This window comes from Aequitasia blattaphilus, from assembly GCF_024721305.1.
Classification (GTDB): domain Bacteria; phylum Bacillota; class Clostridia; order Lachnospirales; family Lachnospiraceae; genus Aequitasia; species Aequitasia blattaphila.
Window position 1 is genome coordinate 62,852 of record NZ_JAMXOD010000004.1, and the last position, 23,928, is coordinate 86,779.

The 23,928-nt window shown below is 38.0% G+C and carries 25 protein-coding genes; 20 read left to right on the forward strand and 5 right to left on the reverse strand.

Annotation, left to right across the window (positions count from 1 at the left end):
- Window positions 1–95: 95 nt before the first annotated feature.
- A complete protein-coding gene (locus NHH15_RS03950; protein WP_262065352.1) occupies window positions 96–1,112 on the reverse strand; it encodes a LacI family DNA-binding transcriptional regulator in 1,017 nt (338 codons plus the stop codon).
- Window positions 1,113–1,555: 443 nt separating this feature from the next.
- On the opposite strand from NHH15_RS03950, the gene NHH15_RS03955 reads away from it, so the two are divergent.
- The 6 genes from NHH15_RS03955 (at window position 1,556) to NHH15_RS03980 (ending at window position 8,212) form a co-directional block, all read left to right on the forward strand.
- Window positions 1,556–2,593 carry a substrate-binding domain-containing protein gene (locus tag NHH15_RS03955; protein ID WP_262065353.1) on the forward strand — a complete coding sequence of 346 codons (1,038 nt, stop codon included), beginning with the start codon at window positions 1,556–1,558 and terminating at the stop codon, window positions 2,591–2,593.
- A gap of 97 nt (window positions 2,594–2,690) precedes the next feature.
- On the forward strand, window positions 2,691–4,193 hold the full coding sequence (locus tag NHH15_RS03960) for a sugar ABC transporter ATP-binding protein (RefSeq protein ID WP_262065354.1): 1,503 nt from the start codon (window positions 2,691–2,693) through the stop codon (window positions 4,191–4,193).
- A 21-nt stretch (window positions 4,194–4,214) separates the two neighbouring features.
- Complete coding sequence (locus tag NHH15_RS03965; RefSeq protein ID WP_262065355.1) at window positions 4,215–5,204, forward strand: ABC transporter permease; 990 nt, start codon at window positions 4,215–4,217, stop codon at window positions 5,202–5,204.
- A gap of 12 nt (window positions 5,205–5,216) precedes the next feature.
- The gene (locus tag NHH15_RS15575; RefSeq protein WP_262065356.1) at window positions 5,217–6,227 is read left to right on the forward strand and encodes a Gfo/Idh/MocA family oxidoreductase; all 1,011 of its coding nucleotides are present in this window, start codon (window positions 5,217–5,219) and stop codon (window positions 6,225–6,227) included.
- Window positions 6,228–6,246: 19 nt separating this feature from the next.
- Complete coding sequence (gene iolE / locus NHH15_RS03975) at window positions 6,247–7,146, forward strand: myo-inosose-2 dehydratase (RefSeq protein ID WP_262065357.1); 900 nt, start codon at window positions 6,247–6,249, stop codon at window positions 7,144–7,146.
- Between the two features lie 58 nt (window positions 7,147–7,204).
- Entirely contained in the window at window positions 7,205–8,212 is a 1,008-nt protein-coding gene (locus tag NHH15_RS03980; RefSeq protein ID WP_262065358.1) for a Gfo/Idh/MocA family protein, read from the forward strand.
- 72 nt (window positions 8,213–8,284) lie between these two features.
- Here NHH15_RS03980 and NHH15_RS03985 read toward each other — a convergent pair whose 3' ends face one another.
- The 3 genes from NHH15_RS03985 to NHH15_RS03995 are packed head-to-tail and all read right to left on the reverse strand — an operon-like array spanning window position 8,285 to window position 10,116.
- Window positions 8,285–8,938, reverse strand: a complete 654-nt coding sequence (locus tag NHH15_RS03985; protein WP_262065359.1) for an ABC-2 transporter permease — start codon at window positions 8,936–8,938, stop codon at window positions 8,285–8,287.
- Window positions 8,938–9,741 carry an ABC transporter ATP-binding protein gene (locus tag NHH15_RS03990; RefSeq protein WP_262065360.1) on the reverse strand — a complete coding sequence of 268 codons (804 nt, stop codon included), beginning with the start codon at window positions 9,739–9,741 and terminating at the stop codon, window positions 8,938–8,940. The genes NHH15_RS03985 and NHH15_RS03990 overlap by 1 nt, the downstream gene beginning before the upstream one ends.
- A 3-nt stretch (window positions 9,742–9,744) precedes the next feature.
- A complete protein-coding gene (locus NHH15_RS03995) occupies window positions 9,745–10,116 on the reverse strand; it encodes a GntR family transcriptional regulator (protein ID WP_262065361.1) in 372 nt (123 codons plus the stop codon).
- A 634-nt stretch (window positions 10,117–10,750) separates the two neighbouring features.
- On the opposite strand from NHH15_RS03995, the gene trpE reads away from it, so the two are divergent.
- The 14 genes from trpE (at window position 10,751) to NHH15_RS04065 (ending at window position 23,392) form a co-directional block, all read left to right on the forward strand.
- The gene (gene trpE / locus NHH15_RS04000; RefSeq protein ID WP_262065362.1) at window positions 10,751–12,202 is read left to right on the forward strand and encodes an anthranilate synthase component I; all 1,452 of its coding nucleotides are present in this window, start codon (window positions 10,751–10,753) and stop codon (window positions 12,200–12,202) included.
- Window positions 12,199–12,765 (forward strand): anthranilate synthase component II, encoded by a 567-nt coding sequence (locus NHH15_RS04005; protein ID WP_262065363.1) that lies wholly within the window; start codon window positions 12,199–12,201, stop codon window positions 12,763–12,765. Before trpE ends, NHH15_RS04005 begins: the two co-directional genes overlap by 4 nt.
- Before the next feature lie 4 nt (window positions 12,766–12,769).
- The gene (gene trpD / locus NHH15_RS04010) at window positions 12,770–13,789 is read left to right on the forward strand and encodes an anthranilate phosphoribosyltransferase (protein ID WP_262065364.1); all 1,020 of its coding nucleotides are present in this window, start codon (window positions 12,770–12,772) and stop codon (window positions 13,787–13,789) included.
- Window positions 13,786–14,571 (forward strand): indole-3-glycerol phosphate synthase TrpC, encoded by a 786-nt coding sequence (gene trpC, locus NHH15_RS04015; protein WP_262065365.1) that lies wholly within the window; start codon window positions 13,786–13,788, stop codon window positions 14,569–14,571. The genes trpD and trpC overlap by 4 nt, the downstream gene beginning before the upstream one ends.
- A complete protein-coding gene (locus NHH15_RS04020; protein ID WP_262065366.1) occupies window positions 14,568–15,173 on the forward strand; it encodes a phosphoribosylanthranilate isomerase in 606 nt (201 codons plus the stop codon). The genes trpC and NHH15_RS04020 overlap by 4 nt, the downstream gene beginning before the upstream one ends.
- On the forward strand, window positions 15,160–16,344 hold the full coding sequence (trpB, locus tag NHH15_RS04025; RefSeq protein ID WP_262065367.1) for a tryptophan synthase subunit beta: 1,185 nt from the start codon (window positions 15,160–15,162) through the stop codon (window positions 16,342–16,344). Before NHH15_RS04020 ends, trpB begins: the two co-directional genes overlap by 14 nt.
- Complete coding sequence (trpA, locus tag NHH15_RS04030) at window positions 16,337–17,107, forward strand: tryptophan synthase subunit alpha (protein ID WP_262065368.1); 771 nt, start codon at window positions 16,337–16,339, stop codon at window positions 17,105–17,107. The genes trpB and trpA overlap by 8 nt, the downstream gene beginning before the upstream one ends.
- Before the next feature lie 67 nt (window positions 17,108–17,174).
- Entirely contained in the window at window positions 17,175–18,350 is a 1,176-nt protein-coding gene (locus NHH15_RS04035) for an ABC transporter substrate-binding protein (protein WP_262065369.1), read from the forward strand.
- A gap of 107 nt (window positions 18,351–18,457) precedes the next feature.
- Window positions 18,458–19,342, forward strand: a complete 885-nt coding sequence (locus NHH15_RS04040; protein ID WP_262065370.1) for a branched-chain amino acid ABC transporter permease — start codon at window positions 18,458–18,460, stop codon at window positions 19,340–19,342.
- A 14-nt stretch (window positions 19,343–19,356) separates the two neighbouring features.
- Window positions 19,357–20,397 (forward strand): branched-chain amino acid ABC transporter permease, encoded by a 1,041-nt coding sequence (locus NHH15_RS04045; protein WP_262065371.1) that lies wholly within the window; start codon window positions 19,357–19,359, stop codon window positions 20,395–20,397.
- On the forward strand, window positions 20,398–21,156 hold the full coding sequence (locus NHH15_RS04050; protein WP_262065372.1) for an ABC transporter ATP-binding protein: 759 nt from the start codon (window positions 20,398–20,400) through the stop codon (window positions 21,154–21,156).
- Between the two features lie 20 nt (window positions 21,157–21,176).
- Window positions 21,177–21,887, forward strand: a complete 711-nt coding sequence (locus NHH15_RS04055; protein ID WP_262065373.1) for an ABC transporter ATP-binding protein — start codon at window positions 21,177–21,179, stop codon at window positions 21,885–21,887.
- 11 nt (window positions 21,888–21,898) lie between these two features.
- Complete coding sequence (locus NHH15_RS04060) at window positions 21,899–22,528, forward strand: cytidylate kinase-like family protein (protein WP_262065374.1); 630 nt, start codon at window positions 21,899–21,901, stop codon at window positions 22,526–22,528.
- Window positions 22,529–22,540: 12 nt separating this feature from the next.
- Complete coding sequence (locus NHH15_RS04065; RefSeq protein WP_262065375.1) at window positions 22,541–23,392, forward strand: magnesium transporter CorA family protein; 852 nt, start codon at window positions 22,541–22,543, stop codon at window positions 23,390–23,392.
- Here the strand turns inward: NHH15_RS04065 and NHH15_RS04070 are convergent.
- Window positions 23,385–23,864, reverse strand: a complete 480-nt coding sequence (locus NHH15_RS04070; protein WP_262065376.1) for an S-ribosylhomocysteine lyase — start codon at window positions 23,862–23,864, stop codon at window positions 23,385–23,387. The genes NHH15_RS04065 and NHH15_RS04070 overlap by 8 nt on opposite strands.
- Window positions 23,865–23,928: the final 64 nt, after the last annotated feature.

The following is a 23,928-nucleotide window of genomic DNA, read 5'->3' on the forward strand; positions in this document are numbered from 1 at the left end:
AGCACACATGCAACTCACAAATTCTAAAGGAATAGCGTAAATATAAGGTTTATAAGGGCTGCACCAACTTTTATAGTTGGTGCGTTTTTTTTCGTTTATTCTAAGGGTGGAGCAGTTGATGCGCGCAAAAGGAGCTTGGGTTGAACGAAGGAATGAGTTGCTTTGGTATCCTCCTGATCAATTAAACGGGTTAAGCGATTTAAACTCATCTTTGCAATCTCATCTATTGGCTGGACAACAGTGCTTAATTCGGGACGAAAATAAATCCCTTCCTGTAATCCATCAAATCCCATTACGGAATACTGTTCTGGTACAGAAAATCCACGATCTTTTAAAAAGTTTATAAGAGAAAATGCGACTGGATCTGTTTGGGCAAAAAAAGCCGTACAATCACTTATTTTATCCCAGTTCATTTCAAGAGATTTGTAACCACTGGGATAAGTAAGGCCAGCATCGATAATCCAATCTGCATTAGAGGGAATCGAATTTTCCTCCAAGGCAGTTAAATATCCAGTGGTCCGTTCCGAGAAGTCAGAGCTCCCTACATTGGTTAAAGTTGCAATTCGTGTATGGCCCAGAGAAATCAAATGCTTTGTTGCAATTAAACCTCCTGCAAAATGATCCATATCAATAACATTTACACTTTTTTTCATGGGACGTGAAAAGTATTGAGTGTAGACACGGGGAATTTTACAAAGTCCCAAAGCCTCTTCAAGGGCTGCATTATAATCGTCATTAATAATGACAACGCCTGCGGAAACTCCGGATTTTATCACAGATATTATGTGTTTCAATGCCTTTTCGCTACCATCATCAGACAGAATGATAGAGAAATAATTATGAGCTTCTGTTTGTTCGATGACGTGGTTGCATAAATGTTCAATATATAAATCAAGTACCTTGTTTTGCATTTTTTTTGCATTCAAAATAATGACGATTCCGCCATTAGAATGAGATGATTTTTTTTTGTTTTTCGTATACCCGTGAGCTTTGGCTAATTCTTGAATCTTATCCCGGGTTTCTTTCGATATATGCTGTGAGTTACTCAAGCTTCGTGAAACCGTTGATTGATTTACTCCAGCCAGTTCTGCTAATTCTTTTGTTGTAATCATAAACACCTCTAAAAAGCTTCTTCCTGATTTTCTTTCTGTATTCAGAATATAACAAATAGAAGAACTAGTCAATTAAGAACGTAAAGAAATGATATCTTTTTGTGCATATTCATAATTAATAGTTGTGCATAAATTGTATGCATAATATTTCGAAAAAATAAAAACGCAAATGCATTGATAAAAGAGTGGATTTTAATTGATTAAAGATTAAATTAAAAAGATTGACAATAAATAGTCAAGAATGAAAGAGTATGTGTAAATATATCACAAAAAAATCCATGGTAAAACTGTATAAAATATAAATTAAAATATATTTAAAATGACGATTTTATACAATTGCATTGACAATTATGCATCATTGATGATAAAAACAATATAACAACAAAAACAATTGTGCATAAATAATCAAATTATGCATAAGCAAGAACAAGGAGGAAAGAGGTATGAAAAAAAGTATTTTAGGTTTGTTACTGGTAGTTGTGATGTGTGCAGGATTATTACTTGGTTGCAGCAATGGAAAGAGTAAAACTGAAAGCACGGATTCCGATGGAGGAGATTCGTCAAAGGATATTAATGTTACGTTGATTTTATCTGCAAGAGATGAATTTAATTCCATTATGTCTCGCGAAGCAGAGGCAACAGCAAAGGAGACAGGAGTAAACTTTACGGTACAGGATGCCACCAATGATGCGGCAAAGCAGATTCAGTTCGTAGAGACAGCGCGTAATAATGGAGATCCAGTTGTAATTGTTTATTTAGTGGATCCATCTACTGCTGGAGAAATTGTGGAAAAAGCAGGAGATATGAAAGTTGTTTTTGTGAATCGTTATCCAACGGATGATTCGGTAATTAAAGACAATGATAATGTAGTATACGTAGGCTCAAATGAAAGCCAAGGTGGAGAACAACAAGGAGAGGCTCTTGCAAATTTCTTTAATGAAAAAGGTCAAAAAGAGATTAAATATGTGCTGATTCAGGGGATTTTAGGAAATGATTCCGTAATAAAGCGAACAGAAGCATGCTTGGCAAAACTTGAAGCAGAAGGAATTAAAGCGACAGAAGCAACTGCTCCGATAGCATGTGACTGGGACAGAGCAAAAGCAATTGATAAGTTTTCTCCAATTGTATCTGCTAATACCGAGTTTGATTGTGTAATCTCGAATAATGATGCTATGGCAATCGGTGCAGTTGAGGTATTGAAAAATAATAATATCGATCCAAAAGAAGTACCGGTTGTTGGGCTGGACGGAACACCAGACGGTGTAAAGGCAGTTCAAAACGAGGAACTTTTGATGACTACCTTACAGGATGCAAAAGGACAAGGAAAAGGAATTATCATGGCTACGATTAATTTGGTGGAAGGAAACCCAATTAACGACGGAACAGACTATGAATTAGATGAAAGCGGAAAAGTGGTATGGATTGCATTTGAAGCGATTTACAAGGACAATGCAGAGGATTTTGTAGATTACTACAACTAAGAAATCTCAAATTTTAGATTTTTATATTTTTAATGGAGGGTATTGTAATTTAATACCTTCCATAGAAAGTATATAACAACAGGAAGGAGATTTAATAATGAGTCAAGAGTTTATCCTTGAAATGAAGGATATTGTCAAGGAGTTCCCTGGGGTTAAAGCATTAAAAGGTGTAGAACTGAAAGTCCGGCCTGGAACAGTACACACTTTAATGGGGGAAAATGGCGCAGGGAAATCCACATTGATGAAATGCCTTATTGGTATCTACAAACAGACTTCTGGTCAAATTGTATTTGATGGAAAAGAAGTAAATTTTCAAAGTACACTTCAAGCGATGAATGCAGGAATATCCATGATTCATCAGGAACTGTCTCCGGTTCCAGAAAGAAGTGTTTGTGAAAATGTATGGATGGGACGTGAACCACGTAAGGGAATCTGTGTAGACCACAAAAAAATGAGAACGGAATGCTTTAAACTATTTGAGAAACTAGGTTTAGATTTAGACCCCGATGAAAAGATGGGGAATTTGACCGTTGCGAAAATGCAGATGGTAGAGATTGCCAAAGCAGTATCATACGATTCAAAGATTGTTATTATGGACGAGCCAACATCGGCTCTTACTGAAGGGGAAGTTGAACATTTATTTCGAATCATTGAGGAGTTGAAGTCAAGAGATGTTGCGATTATCTATATCTCTCATAAGATGGCTGAGATTTTTCAAATTAGTGATGATATAACTGTCTATCGAGACGGAGAGTATATTACAACAAAACCAGCTGAAGAATTAACTACAGACGAGGTAGTGTCCTTGATGGTAGGACGAGAAGTTACAGAGATGTTTCCGAAAGTAGAGTGTGAAATAGGGGAGACGATATTAAAGGTTGAGAATCTTTCATCAGGAACTGCTTTTCAAAATGTATCTTTTGAATTGCATCGAGGTGAAATTTTAGGGTTTTCAGGATTAGTAGGTGCAGGCAGAACGGAAATTGTAGAGACCATATTTGGAGTCCGACGTAAAACAGGCGGCACCATATATAAAGATGGTAAAGAATTAAACATTAAAAGTGCAGAAGATGCTATTTCAAACGGAATTGCATTGTTGACGGAAGACCGTAGAGAGAATGGAATCGTAGGCCTGTTAAGTATTAAGGAAAATGTGGGATTGGCAAACCTTAAGAGGTATGGCTTTCCATTGAATCATAAAAAAATGAATCAAGATGGGAACAAATATAAAGAAATGCTTAGTATAAAGGCACCATCATTAGAAACTCCGGTAATGAATTTATCAGGAGGCAATCAACAAAAAGTTCTTGTGGGACGCTGGCTCTTAACAAATCCGGATATCCTAATTGTTGATGAGCCTACTCGAGGTATTGATGTAGGTGCAAAAGCTGAAATACATTCTATTATTACAAAGCTTGCAGGAGAAGGAAAAGCCATCATAATGATTTCTTCAGAAATGCCAGAGGTAATGGGAATGTCAGATCGAGTGTTAATTATGCATGAAGGAAGGCAGACAGGAATACTAAACCGTGACGAAGCAACCAGTGAATTAATCATGCAATATGCAACCATGGAACCACAAGATCAGAATGATAAATAGTAGAGGATAGAGGAGAGAAAGATGAAAAGCAAAAGTTTTGATACAAAAAAATTCCTTTCCCAAAATGGTATATGGGGAGTTTTGATTGTAATGGTAATTTTACTAACGATTGTAAGACCGGTATTCATTTCCAGAATGAACCTGCAGACGCTCTTAGAGTCCGAATCAATCAAAGGTATTTTGGCCTTTGGAATTATGTGGGCAATCCTGTCAAAAGGTATTGATTTAGGGCCAGGTTCTGTTGTGGCATTAGTATCTGCAGTTGTAGCTTCCCTGGTTCAGCAAACCGGTGTGACCGGCCGGCTGCTGGGAGAAAATGGATTGCATTTAAGTGCTCCTTTAGCAATGCTTGTGGGACTACTTATTGGTGCAGTTGTAGGCTTGATAACTGGTGTGATAATAGCGTATACACAGATACCACCCTTTATTGCGACTTTAGGAACTCAGTTGATTTGTAGAGCTTTGGCGAAAATGTATACGGATCGTCCCGTATCAAATTTAGAGGATAGCTTCCGTTGGATAGCAAAAGGAAAAATTGGACCGGTACCGATGATTGTTGTCGTATTTATTATCATGTATATTTTAACAGCATTTTTATTAACCCAGACTCGATTCGGGAAGAATGTATATGCAATTGGCGGAAATTCTCAAGCAGCTCGTTTTGCTGGGATTAATGTTGAGAAAAATCTAGTGATGGTTTACATTATTTGTTCCGTTTGTGCAGCATTAGGTGGGATATTATTGGCTGCAAGAACGGGTTCAGCTGACCCGTCTTCAAATGGGTTAATGTATGAAACCGATGCAATTGCAGCTGCAACCGTAGGTGGAACATCTCATAGCGGAGGTATTTGCCGGGTTTCAGGTGTACTTTGTGGAATTTTGATTCTTGGAGTGATTAATAATGGGTTGGTACTTCTTGGGGTAGATGACAATATGACAAATGTAGTCCGTGGAGCCATCATCGTAGGTGCAGTTATACTTGATATGAGAAAAAATGTTAAGAAGGCATAGGAGGATAAAGAGGTGAAAAACATTAGAGTGGGAATTGTTGGCTTAGGCAGACTGGGATATCATCATGCACAGGACTTAATGTTTCGTATTCCACAAGCGGAATTAGTTGCTGCGTGTAGCGTGATACCGGAAGAATTAGAAAAAGTACGTACATGGGGCTTGGAAAATGTATATACAGACTATTCTGAGATGATTAAAAACGCGAATTTAGAGGCGGTTGTTATTGTATCGTCCTCAGGGGCACATGCAGAACAAATTATCGAGGCAATGGATGCAGGAATACATGTATTTAGTGAAAAACCTATGGGAGTAACTCTTGAAGAATGTGAAAAGGTTGAAAAGTGTGTAGAGTTGCATCCGGATTTAAAATTTCAGCTTGGGTTTATGAGACGTTTTGATGCATCTTATATGGCTGCAAAAGCAAAAGTTGATGCAGGAGAGTTGGGGAAACCATTTCTATTTAAATCAACCAGTAATGACCCCTTGGCAACAATAGACGGTTTCTTGGGATATGCACCTCATAGTGGTGGTCCATGGCTGGATATGGCGGTTCATGACATTGATTTGGCTCTTTGGTTTCTGGGTGGGGAAGTGGAATCCGTATATGCCATTGGCGGAGGATATCTATATCCGGAGTTAGAAAAAATAGGATGTGCAGATAATGCATGTGCACTCTTGAAATTTAAAGATGGAGCTATGGCTCAAATGCATGTTGGCTATTCTTCACCACATGGCTATCAAGTGGAAACAGAGATATTTGGTGAAGGAGAAAACATACGTATTTCGGCTGTTCCGGCAAAGAATAGACTGCAAACCTATAACAGGGAAGGGGTTCTTGTTGAGTGTGATGAATCATGGCCATATCGATTTAATGAAGCATTCTTTAATGAAAAGGTCGCATTCCTAAATTGTATTATCAATGATACAATACCAATAGCAGGAGCAAAAGATGGTACGGCAACAACAAAAGTTGCATTGGCTGCAACAAAAGCATTTGAAACAGGAGAAGTGGTACACATTTAACTTTGAAAAGGAGAAAAAGATGTTAAAACGAGAAAATATCAAATTAGGTATTGCACCGATTGCATGGACAGAAGACGATATGCCTGAATATGGAAAAGAGGCGACATTTCTACAGACAATAAGTGAAATTGCCCTGACAGGATATGAAGGAACAGAAATAGGATGCAAATTTCCGCATGATGCTAAAATACTTCAGGAAGAACTGGGAAGAAGAAATTTAGAATGTATCACACAGTGGTTTAGCTCTTATATTAATGAATTGCCATTTTGGCAGGTAGAAAGAGATTTTAAAGATCATATGTACTATTTGAAAGCAACTGGTGCAAAAATAATTAACGTATCGGATCAAAGCTTTTCGGTTCAACATAGATCAAGCACTTGTTTTACGGAAAAACCGATTTTGAATGAAGAACAGTTTAAGGAGCTTGGTGAAGGCTTAAACAAATTAGGAAAAATTGCAGTCGAGAATGATATGGAGATTGTATACCATCATCATATGACGACAACAGTTCAAACGGCGGCGGAAGTTGATAAATTGATGGAAGTTACTGATCCAAAGTATGTAAGTTTGATTTTTGATGCAGGACATATGGCTTTTTCCGGAGATGACCCAGTGGCAGTACTGGAGAAGCATTTTGATCGTGTAAAACATATACATCTAAAAAATATTCGAAAAGATGTTGTAGATCGCTGCAGAGAAAAGAAACTCAGCTTCCTTCAATCTGTATTAGAAGGTGCCTTTACAATTCCAGGAGATCCAGAAGGATCTGTTGATTTTCCGGCAATCTTTAAGATTTTAGAAGAAAGAGAGTACAAAGGTTGGTTGGTCGTAGAAGCGGAACAAGATCCTTATAAATATAACCCATTTGATTATGCAGTAAAAGCACGGAAATATGTAAAAGAGCAAACTGGAATCTAAAAACAGGAGGGAAGAGGGAAGTTTTCCTCTTCCTTTTCTTTTTGATAGGAGAATAGTGATGAAGGAATTAAAAGTTGGAGTAATTGGTTGTGGAGCAATTGGGAAAGCACATGTTCAAAGGCTCTCCAATGAAGTTGCAGGGGCAAAAGTTACAGCCGTTTCGGATTATGTACAGGATACGGCACGTGAAGTTGCAGAAGAATATGATGCACAATTTTTTGCAAGTGCAAAAGACTTAATTGCATGTGATGAAGTAGATGCAATATTAATTGCTTCCTCGGATCCCTCACATGCAGAATATACATTAGAATGTATTCGAAACAGGAAGCCTGTTCTTTGTGAAAAACCTTTGGCATTGACGGCATCAGACTGTGAAAAAATTCTTCATGAAGAGATGATGGCGGAGCGTCATCTTGTACAGGTAGGATTTATGAGGAGATATGATAGTGGATACGTTGAAATGAAAAAAGCAATTGAAAATGGGAGATTAGGAACGCCACTAATGATTAATTGTGCCCATAGAAATTTTTATCAACCAGAGAATTTCAAAACAGATATGGCAATTACAAATGTTGCGATTCATGAATTGGATATTTCCAGATGGTTGCTCTCAGATGAATATGAAGATGCTCAGGTTTTAAAAGTTCGTCAAAACACAAAAACAAATAGTGACCATTTGAACCCACAACTGTGTATACTACAAACTAAGGCAGGGGCACGGGTTATCATCGAAGTCCAGACGACGAATGCGTATGCTTACGATATACAGTGTCAGGTTGTCGGCGAGCTGGGGGTAATAAACTTGCCGGATCCATCCCGGGCATACATGCGTACAGAGGCGCATACAGAGACACCTTTAATGACGGATTGGTCGGAACGTTTTATAGATGCTTATACTGTAGAACTGCAGGAATGGGTGAAAGGTGTCCATAAAAACTGTGTAGAGGGACCAAGTGCATGGGATGGTTATGCTGCTTGTGTGACAGCGGATGCGCTTATAACGTCCAGAAAAACAGGAAAACCTGAGAAGGTACTTACCATCGAAAAACCAGAATTCTATAAATAACCTTTTTGACAAGGACGGATAACAATGATGGGGAAAAACCGGGACAAGCAAGGTGCTTGTCCCGGAGTTGTTTTAAAATTCTTTTTTGTTCATAATTGCTACACTGATTTTATAGGAAAGCAAAAGCAACAATGTACTGAGTATAAAAACGATAAAAAGTAATGTGCCGATTCCTAAAGTGGGAAGATTGTTCAAAAATGCAATGAAATCAATATTTGATGCCTGTGCAATTTTAGCAATCAGAAAACAAAGAATAAATATAATGCCTACCGTACCAATAATAGCAATGCGGCCTTTTTCACCACCGAATTTCAGTTGAAAGGGAAGCATAATAGCCAAAACAATGATGATAAGAGGCAGGATAACAAAAACAGCGACAAACAAATCTATGGTTAATGCATTGCTTTTAACGAGTTGAGAGATGGCTACCGCTATAGAAGACAATGCCCAAGAGCCTCCTCCTAAAATGATTCCAAAAACATATTTTTCTCTCACATAACCACGTCTTGTGATTGGCAATGAAAAGAGAAAAGCGTTGCCATTATCAAACTCATCATAGCTAATGGAGCTAAGAGTAAATAGTGTCATAACGAAAGACATGTAGCCCACAACAAATGTTGGATCATCAGAAAAAGCCAACTGTGCAACTGAGATAAAGACAATCAGAAGAAAAAAAGTTTTTTGTATTCTTAATAATTTAAAATCTTTAATTAATAATCCAGTCATTATTTTTCAATCGCTATTTTCGGATAATTCTCCACGAAGTATTGGCGCTGGTTCGTGAGACAACGGTATCCGTAGCTTTCCCGTTTGTAGCGCTGTACATATTGTTTGTCAAGAGAAAGAAATTGTTCATCCGTTACTTTGAGCAGAGCATAGTCGCTCAAGAGTACGTCTGTATCTTCGTGAAAAACAATTTCGCCTTCATGAATCATATAGAGGTCGTCACAAAGAGTCTCCAAATCACTTGAGATATGAGAGCTGATTAAAATAGCGTGGTTCTCATCCCTTTCCATAAAATCCCTTAGTATTCCAAGCAATTCATCTCTTGCAATTACGTCAAGTCCGGCAGTCGGTTCATCTAAAATCAATAGCTTTGCACCGTGGGAAATCGCAACCAAAACCTTTAATTTTGCTTTCATTCCCGTCGAGAACTCCTTGATTTCTTTGCTCAAAGGAAGTCCGAACTTTTTTGCTTGTTCTAAAAAGAAATCTTTATCAAAATGGTGAAAGAGATGACTCAGGATGGGAATGGTATCCTTAATAGTTAGATGTCCACTAAAACCTGAGTTGGATAAAACAACGCCTAATTTCTCTTTATCCTTTGTATTAATGGCACCAAGGTCTTTTCCTAAAAGGGTAACAGAACCACCGTCATTGGAAATTAATCCTAAAATAGCTTTAAACGTAGTACTTTTTCCAGCTCCATTTTGTCCGATAAGTCCGGTGACACAGCCGGGGAGAACCTCAAGTGAGCAGTCTAAAGAAAATGAGTTGTAATTTTTCTTCAAATGATCAATTTTTAACATGTTTTATCCCTCCATTATTAAGTCGAATAATTTTTTAATATCTTCATCATCAATCCCGATTCGTCGTCCCTTTTGAATCGCCATTTCCAAATCTTTCTCTACTTCTTTTTTCTGTTCTTCAAACAAAGCCTCTGTATTAGTGGGAGCAACATAAGTACCTTTGCCATGAACGGTAATGGTAAATCCTTCAGTTTCGAGAGTATCATAAGCTTTTTTTACGGTAAGAGCGCTGATTTTCAAATCTTTTGATAGGCTTCGCACCGAAGGTAAAACGCTATTTTCTTCTAATTTTCCGTCGCGGATCAAAGTCTTTATCTGCTCAACAATCTGCTCGTAAATCGGAACCATCAAGGAACTATTTACTATAATTTGCATTGAAGTATCCTCCTTTGTATAAACAGCATATAACAGTACAGAACAGTACAGAACAGTACAGAACAGTTGTCAAGTGTTATATACTGTTTAGTGATAAAAAATAAAATAATGTGATGTAATATCTAAATCAGGACAATACCCAGAAGAAGAAAGTAAAAGATGCTATTTTTGAGTATGGAATTGGTGATATCCCCAATATCAGAGAGTCCAGATTGGCCTACAAGGCATTTGGAAAAGACTATTTATCCAAGTATGCAGATGTAAAAATTAAAGAGTCTTGGATTATTTAGTGTTGACAATGGATTTTATTTCACGTATAATTGCAAAAAAGTTATTAAAGTAAACCGATGAAGTGGAGATAACGTTACATAGAGCACTTACAGAGAGCTTGTGATGGTGGGAATCAAGCAGCAGCGATGTTTCAAATGGACCACAGAGGGTGCGATCAAAGGGCATTTGCCTAAGTATTTCGCAACGCAGGAGACATGCGTTATTTGTCAAAGATATGATAGTATCTTATAAGTGTGTGATTTTCACAAACCAAGGTGGCACCACGGGTATACCAATACTCGCCCTTAGCAATTCTTTTGCTGAGGGCGTTTTTTAATACAAAAAAAGAAAGGAGTAAGACCAAATGTCTCAAACCGTAAGCAAGGAATATAAACGTATTCCAATCAAAAGAGAAATATTTTCAGATACTGTAACCCCAATTCACCTGCTTCAAAAACTTTTAAATGTTAGCAAGCACTGCTTTTTACTAGAAAGTGCAGAGGATAATAAGGTTTGGGGCAGATATACATTTTTGGGCTATAATCCATTGCTTGAATTGTCCTGCAGGAATCATAAATTGACAATCAAAGGTATAGAGACGATGGAAATGGAAGTTGAACACCCGAAAGAAATCATCAAAAAAATATTGGAAGACTACAATGCACCAAAGCTTCCAGATATGCCGCCTTTTACAGGAGGATTTGTAGGTTATTTCTCCTATGATTACATAAAATATGCAGAGCCGAGCCTTCACTTGGACAGCAAAGATGAAGAGGATTTTAAAGATGTGGATCTTATGCTTTTTCACAAGGTAATTGTGTTTGATCACTACAAGCAAAAGATTTTACTAATAACCAATATAGAGACAGAGAATCAGGAAGAAGCCTATCAAACAGGATTAAAAGAGCTGGATGAAATGGAGGAAATAATCCGTAATGGGAAACCCAGACCATCTCAGCGAGGAAGACTTTTATCTCCGGTTCGAACACTGTTTGATAAAGATGAATATTGTAAAAAGGTAGAATATATAAAAGAAAAAATAAGGGAAGGGGATCTCTTTCAATTGGTACTGTCTAATCGCCTAGATGCAGACTTTAAAGGAGATTTATTGGATGTGTACCGTGTGCTGCGGACCCTTAATCCATCCCCTTACATGTTCTATTTTTCCAGCCCGGATATGGAGCTTGCAGGAGCTTCACCTGAGACGTTAGTAAAAGTAAGGGAAAATAAAATAACGACTTTTCCGTTAGCAGGAACGAGACCAAGAGGAAAAAACGAGAAAGAAGATTACCAACTAGAAGAAGATTTGCTCCAGGACGAAAAAGAACTGGCAGAGCATAACATGCTTGTAGATTTAAGCCGAAATGATCTTGGGCGCGTGTGTGAATTTGGCAGTGTGAAAGTTACAAGCTACCAAGATATCCTTAAATTTTCTCACGTAATGCACATCGGCTCTACGGTAGAAGGAGAACTTCGGAAGGACTGTGATGCAATGGATGGGATTGAGAGTGTTTTACCGGCAGGAACATTGTCCGGTGCACCGAAAATCAAGGCTTGTTCTTACATTAACGAGATAGAAAACAACAAAAGAGGAGTATACGGTGGAGCCGTTGGTTATCTGGATTTCACTGGTAACATGGATACGTGTATTGGAATACGTCTTGCGTTTAAGAAGAACAATAAAATATTTATTCGGTCAGGAGCTGGAATCGTGGCAGATTCAATAGGTGAAAAAGAGTACGAAGAATGCATGAACAAAGCACAAGCACTCTTAAGAGCTTTGAACCAGGTGGACAAAATGGAGGGAAGGTTATGATATTAATAATTGATAATTATGACAGCTTTACCTACAATTTATATCAAATGATTGGAAAATACCAACCTGATATTAAGGTAATTCGAAATGACGATCTTACCGTTGAAGAAATAGAAGAACTGAATCCAGAAGGAATTGTTTTATCACCAGGACCGGGAAGACCAGAAGATGCTGGAGTATGTGAGGCAGTGATTAAAAAGCTGGGAGGTAAAACAAAGATTTTAGGGATTTGTTTGGGTCATCAGGCCATCTGCGAAGCCTATGGCGGTAAAATTACATATGCAAAAAAACTGATGCATGGAAAGCAGGATACGACCATTATACAGAACAAAAGTGAGTTGTTTAAAGAAATGGATTCAGAAATAAAAACAGCAAGATACCATTCTTTAGTAGCAAAAAGAGAGAAAATTCCAATGGAGCTTATTGTGATTGGAAAATCAAAAGAAGATGAAGTAATGGCAGTAGAACATGAAACATACCCTACATTTGGAATACAATTCCATCCGGAATCTATTTTAACACCAGAGGGAGAAAAAATAATACGAAATTTTATGGAGGTATAACAAGATGATAAAGGAAGCAATCGTAAAGTTGACTAATAAAGAGGATTTAAGTTATGAAATGGCTGAGGAGGCAATGAATGAAATTATGAGCGGTCAGGCCACACAGGTACAAATGTCCGCATTCTTGGTTGCCATGTCAATGAAAGGAGAAACCATTGAAGAAATCACAGCGTGTGCATCCGGTATGCGTAAACACTGTATTCGTCTTCTTCATGGAAGGGATGTATTAGAGATTGTGGGTACAGGAGGAGATCGGGCAAATACCTTTAACATATCAACCACATCTGCGCTGGTTATATCTGCAGCCGGAGTACCGGTAGCAAAACATGGAAATAGGGCAGCCTCTTCTAAAAGTGGTGCAGCAGATGTAATGGAAGCCCTCGGGGTAAATATTACCATTTCTCCAAAGAAGAGCCGCGAGATTCTTGATAAAATAGGAATTTGTTTTCTCTTTGCACAGAACTACCACCTCTCAATGAAGTACGTGGCTCCAGTTCGAAAAGAACTAACGGTAAAGACGATATTTAATATTATAGGGCCTCTTACGAATCCCGCAGGTGCAAACATGGAGCTGATGGGAGTATATGACGAAAGTTTAGTTGAGCCTTTGGCTCATGTTTTAGCGAACCTTGGAGTAAAAAAAGGAATGGTAGTATACGGTCAGGACTGTCTTGATGAGATATCTATGAGTGCACCAACGACGGTATGCGAAATAAAAGATGGCAACTATTTGACCTATGAAATCACACCGGAACAGTTTGGAATGAAACGATGTAAAAAAGAAGATTTAGTAGGTGGAGATGCAGATGAAAATGCTAAGATAACGAGAAGTATCCTGGAGGGAGAAAAGGGGCCTAAAAGAAATGCTGTTGTACTAAATTCTGCGGCTGCCCTTCACATTGCGAAAGACATTACAATAGAAGAAGCAATTCGAGAGGTTGAGGAAGTAATTGATAGCAAAAAAGCATTAAGACAGCTGGAAGAATTTATCCGTTTATCAAATGAAAAGGGGAATGAAATATGATTTTAGATAAGCTGGCAAAAAGCACAAGAAAACGTGTGGAAGAAAAGAAGAAAATCAAATCCTATAAAGAAATAGAAAGAGAAGCGCTGTCTCTGTCAATCAATCAAGACAAGTCTTTTTATGAGGCGATAAGAAAGGATGGGATATCCTTTATCTGTGAAATTAAACAAGCATCTCCATCAAAGGGTATTATTGCAGAGAATTTCCCTTATATGGATATCGCAATAGAGTACGAAGCAGTGGGAGCCTCTGCTATTTCGGTTTTAACAGAGCCGGAATATTTTAAAGGAAAAGATGAATACTTACTTCAGATATCAGAAAAGGTAAAAATACCTACACTGCGAAAAGATTTCACTGTTGATCCTTACCAGATATATGAAGCAAAGCTGCTGGGAGCCTCTGCAATTCTTCTGATTTGTTCTCTTCTTACCCTTGAAGAGCTAAAAAGCTACAACAAAATTACAAAGGAACTGGGGCTTTCTGCATTAATAGAAGCTCATGATGAAGAAGAAGTAAAAAAAGCGATAGAATGCGGCGGAGATATTATTGGGGTAAATAATAGAAATTTGAAAGATTTTACTGTTGATCTCACAAACAGTATCCGATTAAGAGAACTTGTGCCAAAGGATATACTTTTTGTATCGGAAAGTGGGATTCAGACTCCAGAGGATATTCAAAGGCTGCAGGCAAACAATGTAGATGCTGTACTAATTGGAGAAACCTTTATGAGGAGTGAAAACAAAAAGGAAATGATTCGAAAGCTCAGGGGTGACGAGATATGACAAAAATAAAAGTCTGTGGAATTAAGAGACTGGAAGATGTGGAGTATTTAAATGAATTAATGCCAGATTATGCAGGATTTGTTTTTGCACAAAGCTCCAGACAAATTTCGAAAGAAGAAGGGAGTTTTCTGAGAAGTAGGCTGGATGGAATGATTCCTGTAGTGGGAGTATTTGTAAATGAAAATCCAGAGGTGGTTTTAGACTGTGTGGAACAAGGTATTGTTCAAATGATACAGTTACACGGAGAAGAAGGGAATAACTACATTGATTTTCTACGCCGGTACAGCGCCGTACCAATCATTAAAAGTATTTCCATTACGAAAAAAGAGGATATGGATTCAGTGAGAGACAGCACAGCAGACTATGTTTTGTTGGACAACAGAAGTCCAGGAAGTGGCAAGAAATTCAACTGGGATTTAGTTGAAAAGATTGAACGTCCATTCTTTCTGGCAGGAGGAATTTCAATTGATAATGTAGAAGAATCCATTCATCGTTTCAAACCTTATGGGGTAGATTCGAGTTCATCTCTGGAAACAGATGGAGTAAAGGATAAGAAAAAAATCAAAGAGTTTATTAGGAGGATAAAAAATGTCGAAAGGTAGATTTGGAATTCATGGGGGTCAGTACATACCGGAAACCTTGATGAATGAGGTGATTGTTTTAGAAGAGAAGTATGAGTATTACAAGAAGGATCCAGACTTTCAAAAGGAGCTAAGCACTCTTCTCAATGAATATGCAGGAAGACCATCCTTGCTTTATTTTGCAGAAAATATGACCAAGGATTTAGGGGGCGGAAAAATTTATTTGAAACGAGAAGATTTAAACCATACCGGAGCCCATAAAATCAATAATGTACTGGGACAGGTGCTTCTTGCGAAGAAAATGGGAAAAACAAGAGTAATTGCAGAAACAGGTGCAGGGCAGCACGGTGTGGCCTGTGCGACAGCGGCAGCACTCTTAGGTCTTGAGTGTGAAATATTTATGGGAAAGGAAGATACAGACAGGCAAGCACTAAATGTGTATCGTATGAATCTTTTAGGAGCAAAGGTACATCCTGTAACGACAGGTACTATGACTTTGAAGGATGCAGTAAACGAAACCATGAGAGAATGGTCTTCAAGAGTCGAAGATACTCTGTATGTTTTGGGATCTGTTATGGGACCACATCCATTTCCAACCATTGTAAGGGATTTTCAAGCTGTAATCAGCAAAGAGGCAAGAGAACAGATTTTAGAAAAGGAAGGAAAACTTCCGAAGAAAGTTTTTGCTTGTGTAGGGGGTGGAAGTAATGCAATGGGAATGTTCCATCATTTTATAGGAGACAAAGAGGTTGAACTAATCGGTTGTGAAGCGGCAGGGAAAGGCGTAGACACGAAAGAAACAGCAGCAACTCTGACTACAGGAAGCCTAGGGGTTTTTCATGGAATGAAATCCTATTTCTGTCAAGATGATTATGGACAAATTGCTCCGGTTTACTCGATATCTGCAGGCCTTGACTATCCGGGGATTGGGCCTGAGCACGCCTACCTTCGGGATACCAAAAGAGCAACTTATGTTCCGGTTACAGATGAGGAGGCGGTAAATGCCTTTGAATACATTGCAAAACAAGAGGGAATTATTGCAGCAATCGAAAGTTCTCATGCCTTAGCTTATGCAATGAAGGTAGTACCTACCATGTCAAAAGAGGACAGTGTAATTATTTGTGTGTCAGGAAGAGGAGATAAAGATGTGGCAGCCATTGCCAGATACAGAGGGGTGGACGTTTATGAGTAGAATAAAGAATGCATTTCAAAATAAAAAAGCTTTTATACCATTTATAACTGCTGGAGATCCAGATATTGAAAGTACGAAGGAATTCATCTTAAAAATGGAAGAAGCCGGTGCGGATTTAATAGAAATCGGAATTCCATTTTCTGATCCAATTGCAGAAGGGCCGGTTATTCAAGCGGCGGATATTCGAGCGCTTGCTTCCGGAACGACAACGGATAAGATATTTGATATGGTGGAAGAAGTAAGAGAAACAACACAAATACCTCTGGCCTTTATGACTTATCTAAATCCGGTATTTCATTATGGGTATGATAAATTCTTCCAAAGATGCCAGGAGGTGAAGATTGATGGGGTGATTATTCCCGACTTGCCTTATGAGGAAAAGGAGGAAGTAAGAGGAGTTGCACTGAAGTATCAGGTGGAGGTTATATCCCTGATTGCACCTACGTCAGCAAACCGGGTGAAAAAGATTGCGAAAGATGCAGAAGGTTTTCTCTATACGGTCTCATCTATGGGCGTTACGGGAGTACGAAATGAATTTAATCAGGGGTTAAAAGGCATGGTGGAGGATGTGCGAAAGGTTTCTGACATACCAGTGGCCATAGGCTTTGGCATCAGTACACCGGCTCAGGCGAAGGAAATGACAGAGATTGCAGATGGGGTTATTGTTGGAAGTGCTATTGTGAATATTGTTGCAAAAGAAGGTAAAAATGCAGGGGATTCACTCTTTAAATACGTAAAAGAGATGAAGGATGCTATTTCATAGGGATTGACAAAAAGCCTCTTTTGCCGTTAATATGAACAGGTGTAGGAAAGAAAGGGAGGTATTAAAAGTGAAAAACCTAAAAAAAGTATTAGCATTACTTTTCGTAGCAGTGCTGCTTGTGTCAACGGTAGCTGGATGCGGAAAAAAAGAAGACTCTGATAACGGCGGAAGTGGATCATCCAGTGATGAATCTGTATTCAAAATTGGAGGAATCGGACCTCTTACAGGAGAAGCAGCGGTATACGGAGTTGCAGTTAAAAACGGTGCAGAGCTTGCAGTGAAAGAAATTAATGAAGCAGGTGGTATCGATGGAGTTCCAATTGAATTCAAAATGGAAGATGATGTTCATGATGCAGAAAAATCAGTGAACGCATATAACACTCTTAAAGACTGGGGTATGCAGATGGTAATGGGTACGGTAACATCCGATCCATGTATCGCTGTACAGTCAGAAGCAGCAAATGACAATATTTTCTTATTGACTCCATCAGGAACAGCAGTCGATGCAATTAAAGGACCAAATGCATTTCGTGTTTGTTTCTCAGATCCAGATCAGGGAACAAAATCAGCAGAGTTTATTGCAGACCACGATTTAGGGAAAAAGATTGCGGTTATTTATGATAGCTCAATTACATATTCAAAAGGAATCTACGATAACTTTGTAAAAGAAGCAAAGAACCAAGGATTAGAAATCGTATCTGCAGAGGCTTATACAACAGATTCCAATAAAGACTTTAAAGTACAGCTGCAAAAAGCAAAAGATAGTAATGCGGATTTATTGTTCCTTCCAATTTATTATCAAGAAGCATCTCTTATTTTAAAGCAAGCAGATGCTATGGGATACGCACCAAAAGTATTTGGCTGTGATGGATTAGATGGAATTTTAAACTTTGATGCAGAGGGAACAGAAGGCGTTATGTTATTAACACCATTCGTTGCAAATGCAGATGATGAGTTGACAAAACATTTTGTGGAAAGTTACAAATCATCTTATAAAGAAACTCCAATCCAGTTTGCAGCAGATGCGTATGATGCTATCTATGCGATTAAAGCAGCAGCAGAAGATGCTAAGATTACACCAGATATGAGTGCTTCAGACATCAGTGATAAGATGCAGGCATCTATGCTGAATATCGAGGTGGAAGGTTTGACTGGTACCATTCAATGGAAAGAAGATGGAGAGCCAAACAAAGAACCAAAAGCAGTTATTATTGAAGATGGAGAATATCAGTCACTGGATTAGTGAAAAGATAAGGAAGAAGCCTGTTAAAGGGCTTCTTTTTTATTGCACAGCATTTCTTATCTATGGTATAATGGCATTTGAAATAATTTTAGAAGGAGACCATAAATATGAGTTTTATATCTTATTTAATTAATGGTATAAGTTTGGGGAGTATATACGCAATTATAGCCTTAGGATACACAATGGTATATGGAATTGCCAAGATGCTGAACTTTGCCCATGGAGATGTTATTATGATTGGAGCATTTGTCGTTCTTAACATGGTAACTTTAGCAGGAGTTAATCCGATTATAGCGGTTCTAATATCAATGGCCGTTTGTACCCTCTTAGGAATGGCAATTGAAAAAATTGCATACAAACCTCTGCGTAATGCAAGTTCCCCTTTAGCTGTGTTGATTACGGCAATAGGAGTGAGCTATTTTCTACAAAATCTAGCATTGATTATCTTTGGTGCAGATGCAAAATCTTTTCCAAATCTTATTACTTTACCATCAATCTCTTTAGCAGATGGAAAATTAGTGATTACAGGTACAACAATTGCAACGATTATTACTTGTGTAATTATTTTGCTGGGTCTTACCTTCTTTGTAAATAAAACAAAACAAGGCAGAGCAATGAAGGCAGTTTCGGAGGATAAGGGAGCGGCAATGCTTATGGGCATTAATGTGAATGCAACCATATCTTTAACTTTTGCAATTGGTTCAGGACTTGCAGCCATTGCAGGTTTTTTACTGTGCTCAGCCTATCCTTCATTGACGCCATATACAGGGGCAATGCCAGGCATTAAGGCTTTTACAGCTGCAGTATTTGGAGGAATCGGCTCCATTCCCGGAGCGATGATAGGAGGAATTCTCCTTGGAGTCATTGAGATTCTTGGAAAAGCTTATATCTCTTCCCAAGTTGCGGATGCCATCGTATTTGCCGTTTTAATCATCGTGTTACTTGTTAAACCAACCGGATTATTCGGTAAAAATATTCAAGAGAAAGTTTAGGCAGGTGACGATAAATGAAAAAAAAGATTAGCAACAATATGATAACTTATGGCATGATCCTATTATTCTATGTGATTATGCAGGTGATGATTTCGACAGGAAGCATATCCAGTTTATTACAAGGATTATTGGTACCATTGTGTATGTATGCGATTGCAGCGGTTTCATTGAATCTTGTGGTTGGCTTCTCAGGAGAATTAAGTCTTGGTCAAGCAGGATTTATGTGTGTGGGAGCTTATGCCAGTGCATTTTTTACAAAATTAACAGAAGAGACTCTTCCAGAGGGTCCAAGATTTTTGATTGCGATTTTAATTGGAGCAGTAGTTGCAGCGATTTTTGGATTCTTAATTGGAATACCTGTATTACGGCTTCGTGGCGATTATCTTGCTATTGTAACCCTTGCATTTGGTGAGATTATTAAAAACCTAGTGAGCGTATTTCATGTAGGTGTAGATAAAAGTGGAATTCATTTTTCCGTGAAGGATGCGGCAAGCTTAAACCTGGACGAAGAAGGACGCGTTTTGATTGATGGGCCTTTAGGAATAACAGGTACGCCCAAAAATGCAAACTTTACCATAGGAATTATTTTACTTTTTCTCACGGTATTTATTGTTTTAAATTTGGTGAATTCAAGGTCGGGTCGTGCAATTACCGCAATTCGTGACAATAGAATTGCAGCGGAATCCATTGGATTGAACGTGACAAAATATAAGTTGATGGCATTTGTTATATCAACAGCATTAGCTGGAGTTGCAGGAGTATTGTATTCTCACAACTTGTCCACTTTAAATGTAAAATTCTTTAATTACAATACTTCAATATTAATTTTGGTATTTGTGGTGCTTGGAGGAATTGGTAATGTGAAAGGCTCTATTATTGCGGCGATACTATTGACGGCATTACCAGAGCTTTTAAGAGAGCTGCAGGATTACCGCATGCTGATTTATGCAATTTTATTGATTGGAATGATGCTGTTTAATTGGGCACCTTCTGCCATTGCATTTAGAGAGCGTGTGAAAGACAAGTTTAAATCCAACAAAAAGGAGGCCGCATAAATGAAAGCATTAGAAGTAAAAAACTTATGTATCTCTTTTGGAGGATTAAGGGCTGTACAAGGTTTTGATTTGAGCATCGAAAAGGGTGCACTCTATGGATTGATTGGCCCGAATGGAGCAGGAAAGACTACGGTTTTCAACCTTTTGACCGGTGTATACAAGCCGGATGAAGGAATTGTAAAGCTAGAGGGGAAAGACATTACAGGTCTTAAGACAACGGCAATCAATCGGGCTGGCGTGGCAAGAACCTTTCAAAACATTCGTCTGTTCAAGGATATGAGTGTGTTGGACAATGTAAAAGCTGCATTAACAGATATTTATAAATACTCAACTTTTGCGGGGATTTTCCGATTACCCTCTTATTTCAAAACAGAGAAATTGATGAATGAAAAGGCAACGGAAATTCTTGAAGTATTTGATTTGGATAAAGAAAAAAATATTTTGGCAAGCAACCTTCCTTATGGAAAGCAACGGAAATTAGAGATTGCAAGAGCTCTCGCGACAAATCCGAAGCTTCTTTTACTGGATGAGCCTGCGGCAGGTATGAACCCAAATGAAACCATAGAGCTAATGAATACCATTCGATTTGTCAGAGATCATTTTGATATTACGGTTCTGCTAATCGAACATGATATGAAATTAGTAAGTGGTATTTGTGAGGAATTAACGGTATTAAACTTTGGAGAAGTTTTAACCAAAGGAAAAACCAGTAAAGTGTTAAATGAACCTGCTGTTATTACAGCATATCTAGGGGAATAATGAAAGGATAGGTTTACGAAATGGCAATGTTAAAGGTAGAAAACTTAGATGTTTACTATGGAATTATACAGGCCTTGCAAGGGGTTTCCTTTGAGGTTAATCAAGGAGAGGTTATTGCGCTGATTGGAGCAAATGGAGCAGGTAAAACTACGACACTTCATACCTTAACTGGTTTGATTCCATCAAAAAAAGGACGAATTGTATTTGAGGATCAAGATATTACAAAGATACCTGCACATAAAATTGTTGAAATGGGAATTGCTCATGTTCCGGAAGGCAGACGTATTTTTGCAGACTTAAATGTATTGGAAAATCTTAAAATGGGTGCTTACACCAGAAAAGATAAAGGGGAAATTGAAGAGAGTATTGAACAGGTTTATAAACGTTTCCCAAGGTTGAAGGAAAGACAAAGTCAAAGAGCAGGAACCTTATCAGGAGGAGAGCAACAGATGCTGGCAATGGGCAGGGCATTAATGTCAAAGCCTAAAATGATCGTGATGGATGAGCCCTCTATGGGGCTTTCGCCAATATTTGTAAATGAAATTTTCGATATTATACAGGAAGTAAGTGCTGCTGGAACGACCGTTTTATTGGTGGAACAAAATGCTAAAAAAGCATTGTCAATTGCCAATCGGGCATATGTGCTGGAGACGGGTAAGATTGTTCTATCAGGAGATGCAGACGATTTATTGAATGATGATTCAATTAAAAAAGCTTACTTAGGTGAGTAGGAGGTGTTTTTGTGGAAAATATTGTGATTACAATAGCAAGACAATATGGAAGTGGTGGAAGAACCGTCGGTAAAATGGTGGCAGAAAAATTAAACATCCCTTTTTACGATCGGGAAATTCTAAGAATGGCATCCGATGAAAGTGGTATTAATGAGAGTTTGTTTAACCAGGTAGACGAAAAACTGGAAAAAAACAGTCTTTTTCGAATCTCAAAGGATTTATATGATGGAAAAATAATCCCTCCAGACTCAGATGATTATACTTCTACAAAAAACTTGTTTAACTTTCAGGCAAAAATTATTAAGGAGCTTGCAGAGTCTGAAAGCTGTGTAATTGTTGGAAGAGCAGCGGATTTTGTTTTAAAGGATTATGAGAATGTGATGAGCGTATTCGTTCATGCAGATGAAAAATTTTGCCTGGAAAGAGCTATGGAGCGAAACTCTATGACTGAAGAAGAGATGCTTCGTTATATGCTAAAGAGAGACAAATTCCGTGGTGATTATTACAAACATTATACAGGACAAGAATGGTGGGATGCCCGAAACTATGATTTGTGTCTGAATAGTGGAAAACTTGGGTTTGAAAAATGCATGGATGAAATTTTAGCCTATCGAAACATCCGTTTTGATTTGGAAAAATAAGGGGGGATTTCCATGATTGAAACTTATGGAGTTGAGACATATCTGGATAAGATTAAGGATAGAGATGATTATTTCAGATTGAAGGTTGCTTTTGAAAATACGAAAAACAGTAAGATCGAGCTGCTGGAACACAGCGTGGCAGGAGTTCTCCTGATTCCACAGAAAGAAGAGCTTTTGGAGCGGGAGATTTATATTGGTTATCATGTTACCCGTGACAATTTTGTTTTGATTGGGGATGATGAGGATTTGCTAAAAATGTCTCAGGTTCTGGAACAAATCAAAGAGGCCAATGAAACCAATACAATGAACATGCTGTTCTGGCTTATGGAGTATATTATTAAAGATGATTTTGAATATTTGCAAGATTTCGAAGCCCGTCTAAATGACCTTGAAGAGATGCTTTTAGAGCGCGAGTCGAAAAATTTTGATAAAGATGTTTTGACGATTCGAAAAGAATTGCTGCGGCTCCAGTTTTACTATCAGCAGCTTATTGATATTGCAGATACATTGGTAGAAAACCATAATCTTATCATTAATGATGTTCAGACCCGGTTGTTTGATTTGTACTCACGAAGAGTAGATCGGCTTTTTGATACGGTAAATCGTTTAAAAGAATATACGATACAGCTTCGTGAACTATATCAGTCACAAATTGATTTGCGTCAAAATGAAATCATGAAGGTTCTAACAGTTGTCACATCTCTAATCATGCCATTGACTTTGATTACAGGGTGGTATGGAATGAATTTTAGAAATATGCCAGAACTGGAGAACCAACATGGATATTTCACAATTATTGTTCTTTCACTTGTTATAATCGTAATTGAAATATTGATTTTCAAATTTAAAAACTGGTTTAAATAGGATAAATAAGTTGACTTTCTGTGGGACTGTTCAAAACCTGTCTTCGGTATTTACCAGCAAGATATTTTGCCATGGGAAGATTGAGATCAAGATGGTTTCCGCAATCCTTTGAGGATGCGCCAGGAATATCACCTTCATAGTTTTCAATAAATTCAAATAAATCTTTCATGAGAGGTAAAATATCAGTGGACTTATATTCTCCAGACAACAGAAGATAGAATCCGGTGCGACACCCCATAGGGCCAAAATATACGACTTTCTCTTTGAACTCAGTATTATTTCGAAGGAAAGTTGCTCCCAGGTGTTCGATGGCATGGATTTCAGCGGTATTCATGACCGGTTCATCATTTGGACTGGTCATTCTTATATCAAAAGTTGTAATCGGATGTTCTGAAAAATAGTCGACACGAGATACGTACAAACCCACTCCCAGCTTATTGTGATCGATGGTAAAGCTTTTTATTTTTTCCATTGAGTTTTACTCCTTAGTTTTTTGCATATTATAGCAGATACAATAGAAATATGCTATACTAAGT

Bases quoted from the DNA above. Each gene is read 5' to 3' on its own strand.
- NHH15_RS03950 (WP_262065352.1), bottom strand. From the start codon at position 1,112: ATGATTACAACAAAAGAATTAGCAGAACTGGCTGGAGTAAATCAATCA.
- NHH15_RS03955 (WP_262065353.1), top strand. From the start codon at position 1,556: ATGAAAAAAAGTATTTTAGGTTTGTTACTGGTAGTTGTGATGTGTGCA.
- NHH15_RS03960 (WP_262065354.1), top strand. From the start codon at position 2,691: ATGAGTCAAGAGTTTATCCTTGAAATGAAGGATATTGTCAAGGAGTTC.
- NHH15_RS03965 (WP_262065355.1), top strand. From the start codon at position 4,215: ATGAAAAGCAAAAGTTTTGATACAAAAAAATTCCTTTCCCAAAATGGT.
- iolE (WP_262065357.1), top strand. From the start codon at position 6,247: ATGTTAAAACGAGAAAATATCAAATTAGGTATTGCACCGATTGCATGG.
- NHH15_RS03980 (WP_262065358.1), top strand. From the start codon at position 7,205: ATGAAGGAATTAAAAGTTGGAGTAATTGGTTGTGGAGCAATTGGGAAA.
- NHH15_RS03985 (WP_262065359.1), bottom strand. From the start codon at position 8,938: ATGACTGGATTATTAATTAAAGATTTTAAATTATTAAGAATACAAAAA.
- NHH15_RS03990 (WP_262065360.1), bottom strand. From the start codon at position 9,741: ATGTTAAAAATTGATCATTTGAAGAAAAATTACAACTCATTTTCTTTA.
- NHH15_RS03995 (WP_262065361.1), bottom strand. From the start codon at position 10,116: ATGCAAATTATAGTAAATAGTTCCTTGATGGTTCCGATTTACGAGCAG.
- trpE (WP_262065362.1), top strand. From the start codon at position 10,751: ATGTCTCAAACCGTAAGCAAGGAATATAAACGTATTCCAATCAAAAGA.
- NHH15_RS04005 (WP_262065363.1), top strand. From the start codon at position 12,199: ATGATATTAATAATTGATAATTATGACAGCTTTACCTACAATTTATAT.
- trpD (WP_262065364.1), top strand. From the start codon at position 12,770: ATGATAAAGGAAGCAATCGTAAAGTTGACTAATAAAGAGGATTTAAGT.
- trpC (WP_262065365.1), top strand. From the start codon at position 13,786: ATGATTTTAGATAAGCTGGCAAAAAGCACAAGAAAACGTGTGGAAGAA.
- NHH15_RS04020 (WP_262065366.1), top strand. From the start codon at position 14,568: ATGACAAAAATAAAAGTCTGTGGAATTAAGAGACTGGAAGATGTGGAG.
- trpB (WP_262065367.1), top strand. From the start codon at position 15,160: ATGTCGAAAGGTAGATTTGGAATTCATGGGGGTCAGTACATACCGGAA.
- trpA (WP_262065368.1), top strand. From the start codon at position 16,337: ATGAGTAGAATAAAGAATGCATTTCAAAATAAAAAAGCTTTTATACCA.
- NHH15_RS04040 (WP_262065370.1), top strand. From the start codon at position 18,458: ATGAGTTTTATATCTTATTTAATTAATGGTATAAGTTTGGGGAGTATA.
- NHH15_RS04045 (WP_262065371.1), top strand. From the start codon at position 19,357: ATGAAAAAAAAGATTAGCAACAATATGATAACTTATGGCATGATCCTA.
- NHH15_RS04050 (WP_262065372.1), top strand. From the start codon at position 20,398: ATGAAAGCATTAGAAGTAAAAAACTTATGTATCTCTTTTGGAGGATTA.
- NHH15_RS04055 (WP_262065373.1), top strand. From the start codon at position 21,177: ATGGCAATGTTAAAGGTAGAAAACTTAGATGTTTACTATGGAATTATA.
- NHH15_RS04065 (WP_262065375.1), top strand. From the start codon at position 22,541: ATGATTGAAACTTATGGAGTTGAGACATATCTGGATAAGATTAAGGAT.
- NHH15_RS04070 (WP_262065376.1), bottom strand. From the start codon at position 23,864: ATGGAAAAAATAAAAAGCTTTACCATCGATCACAATAAGCTGGGAGTG.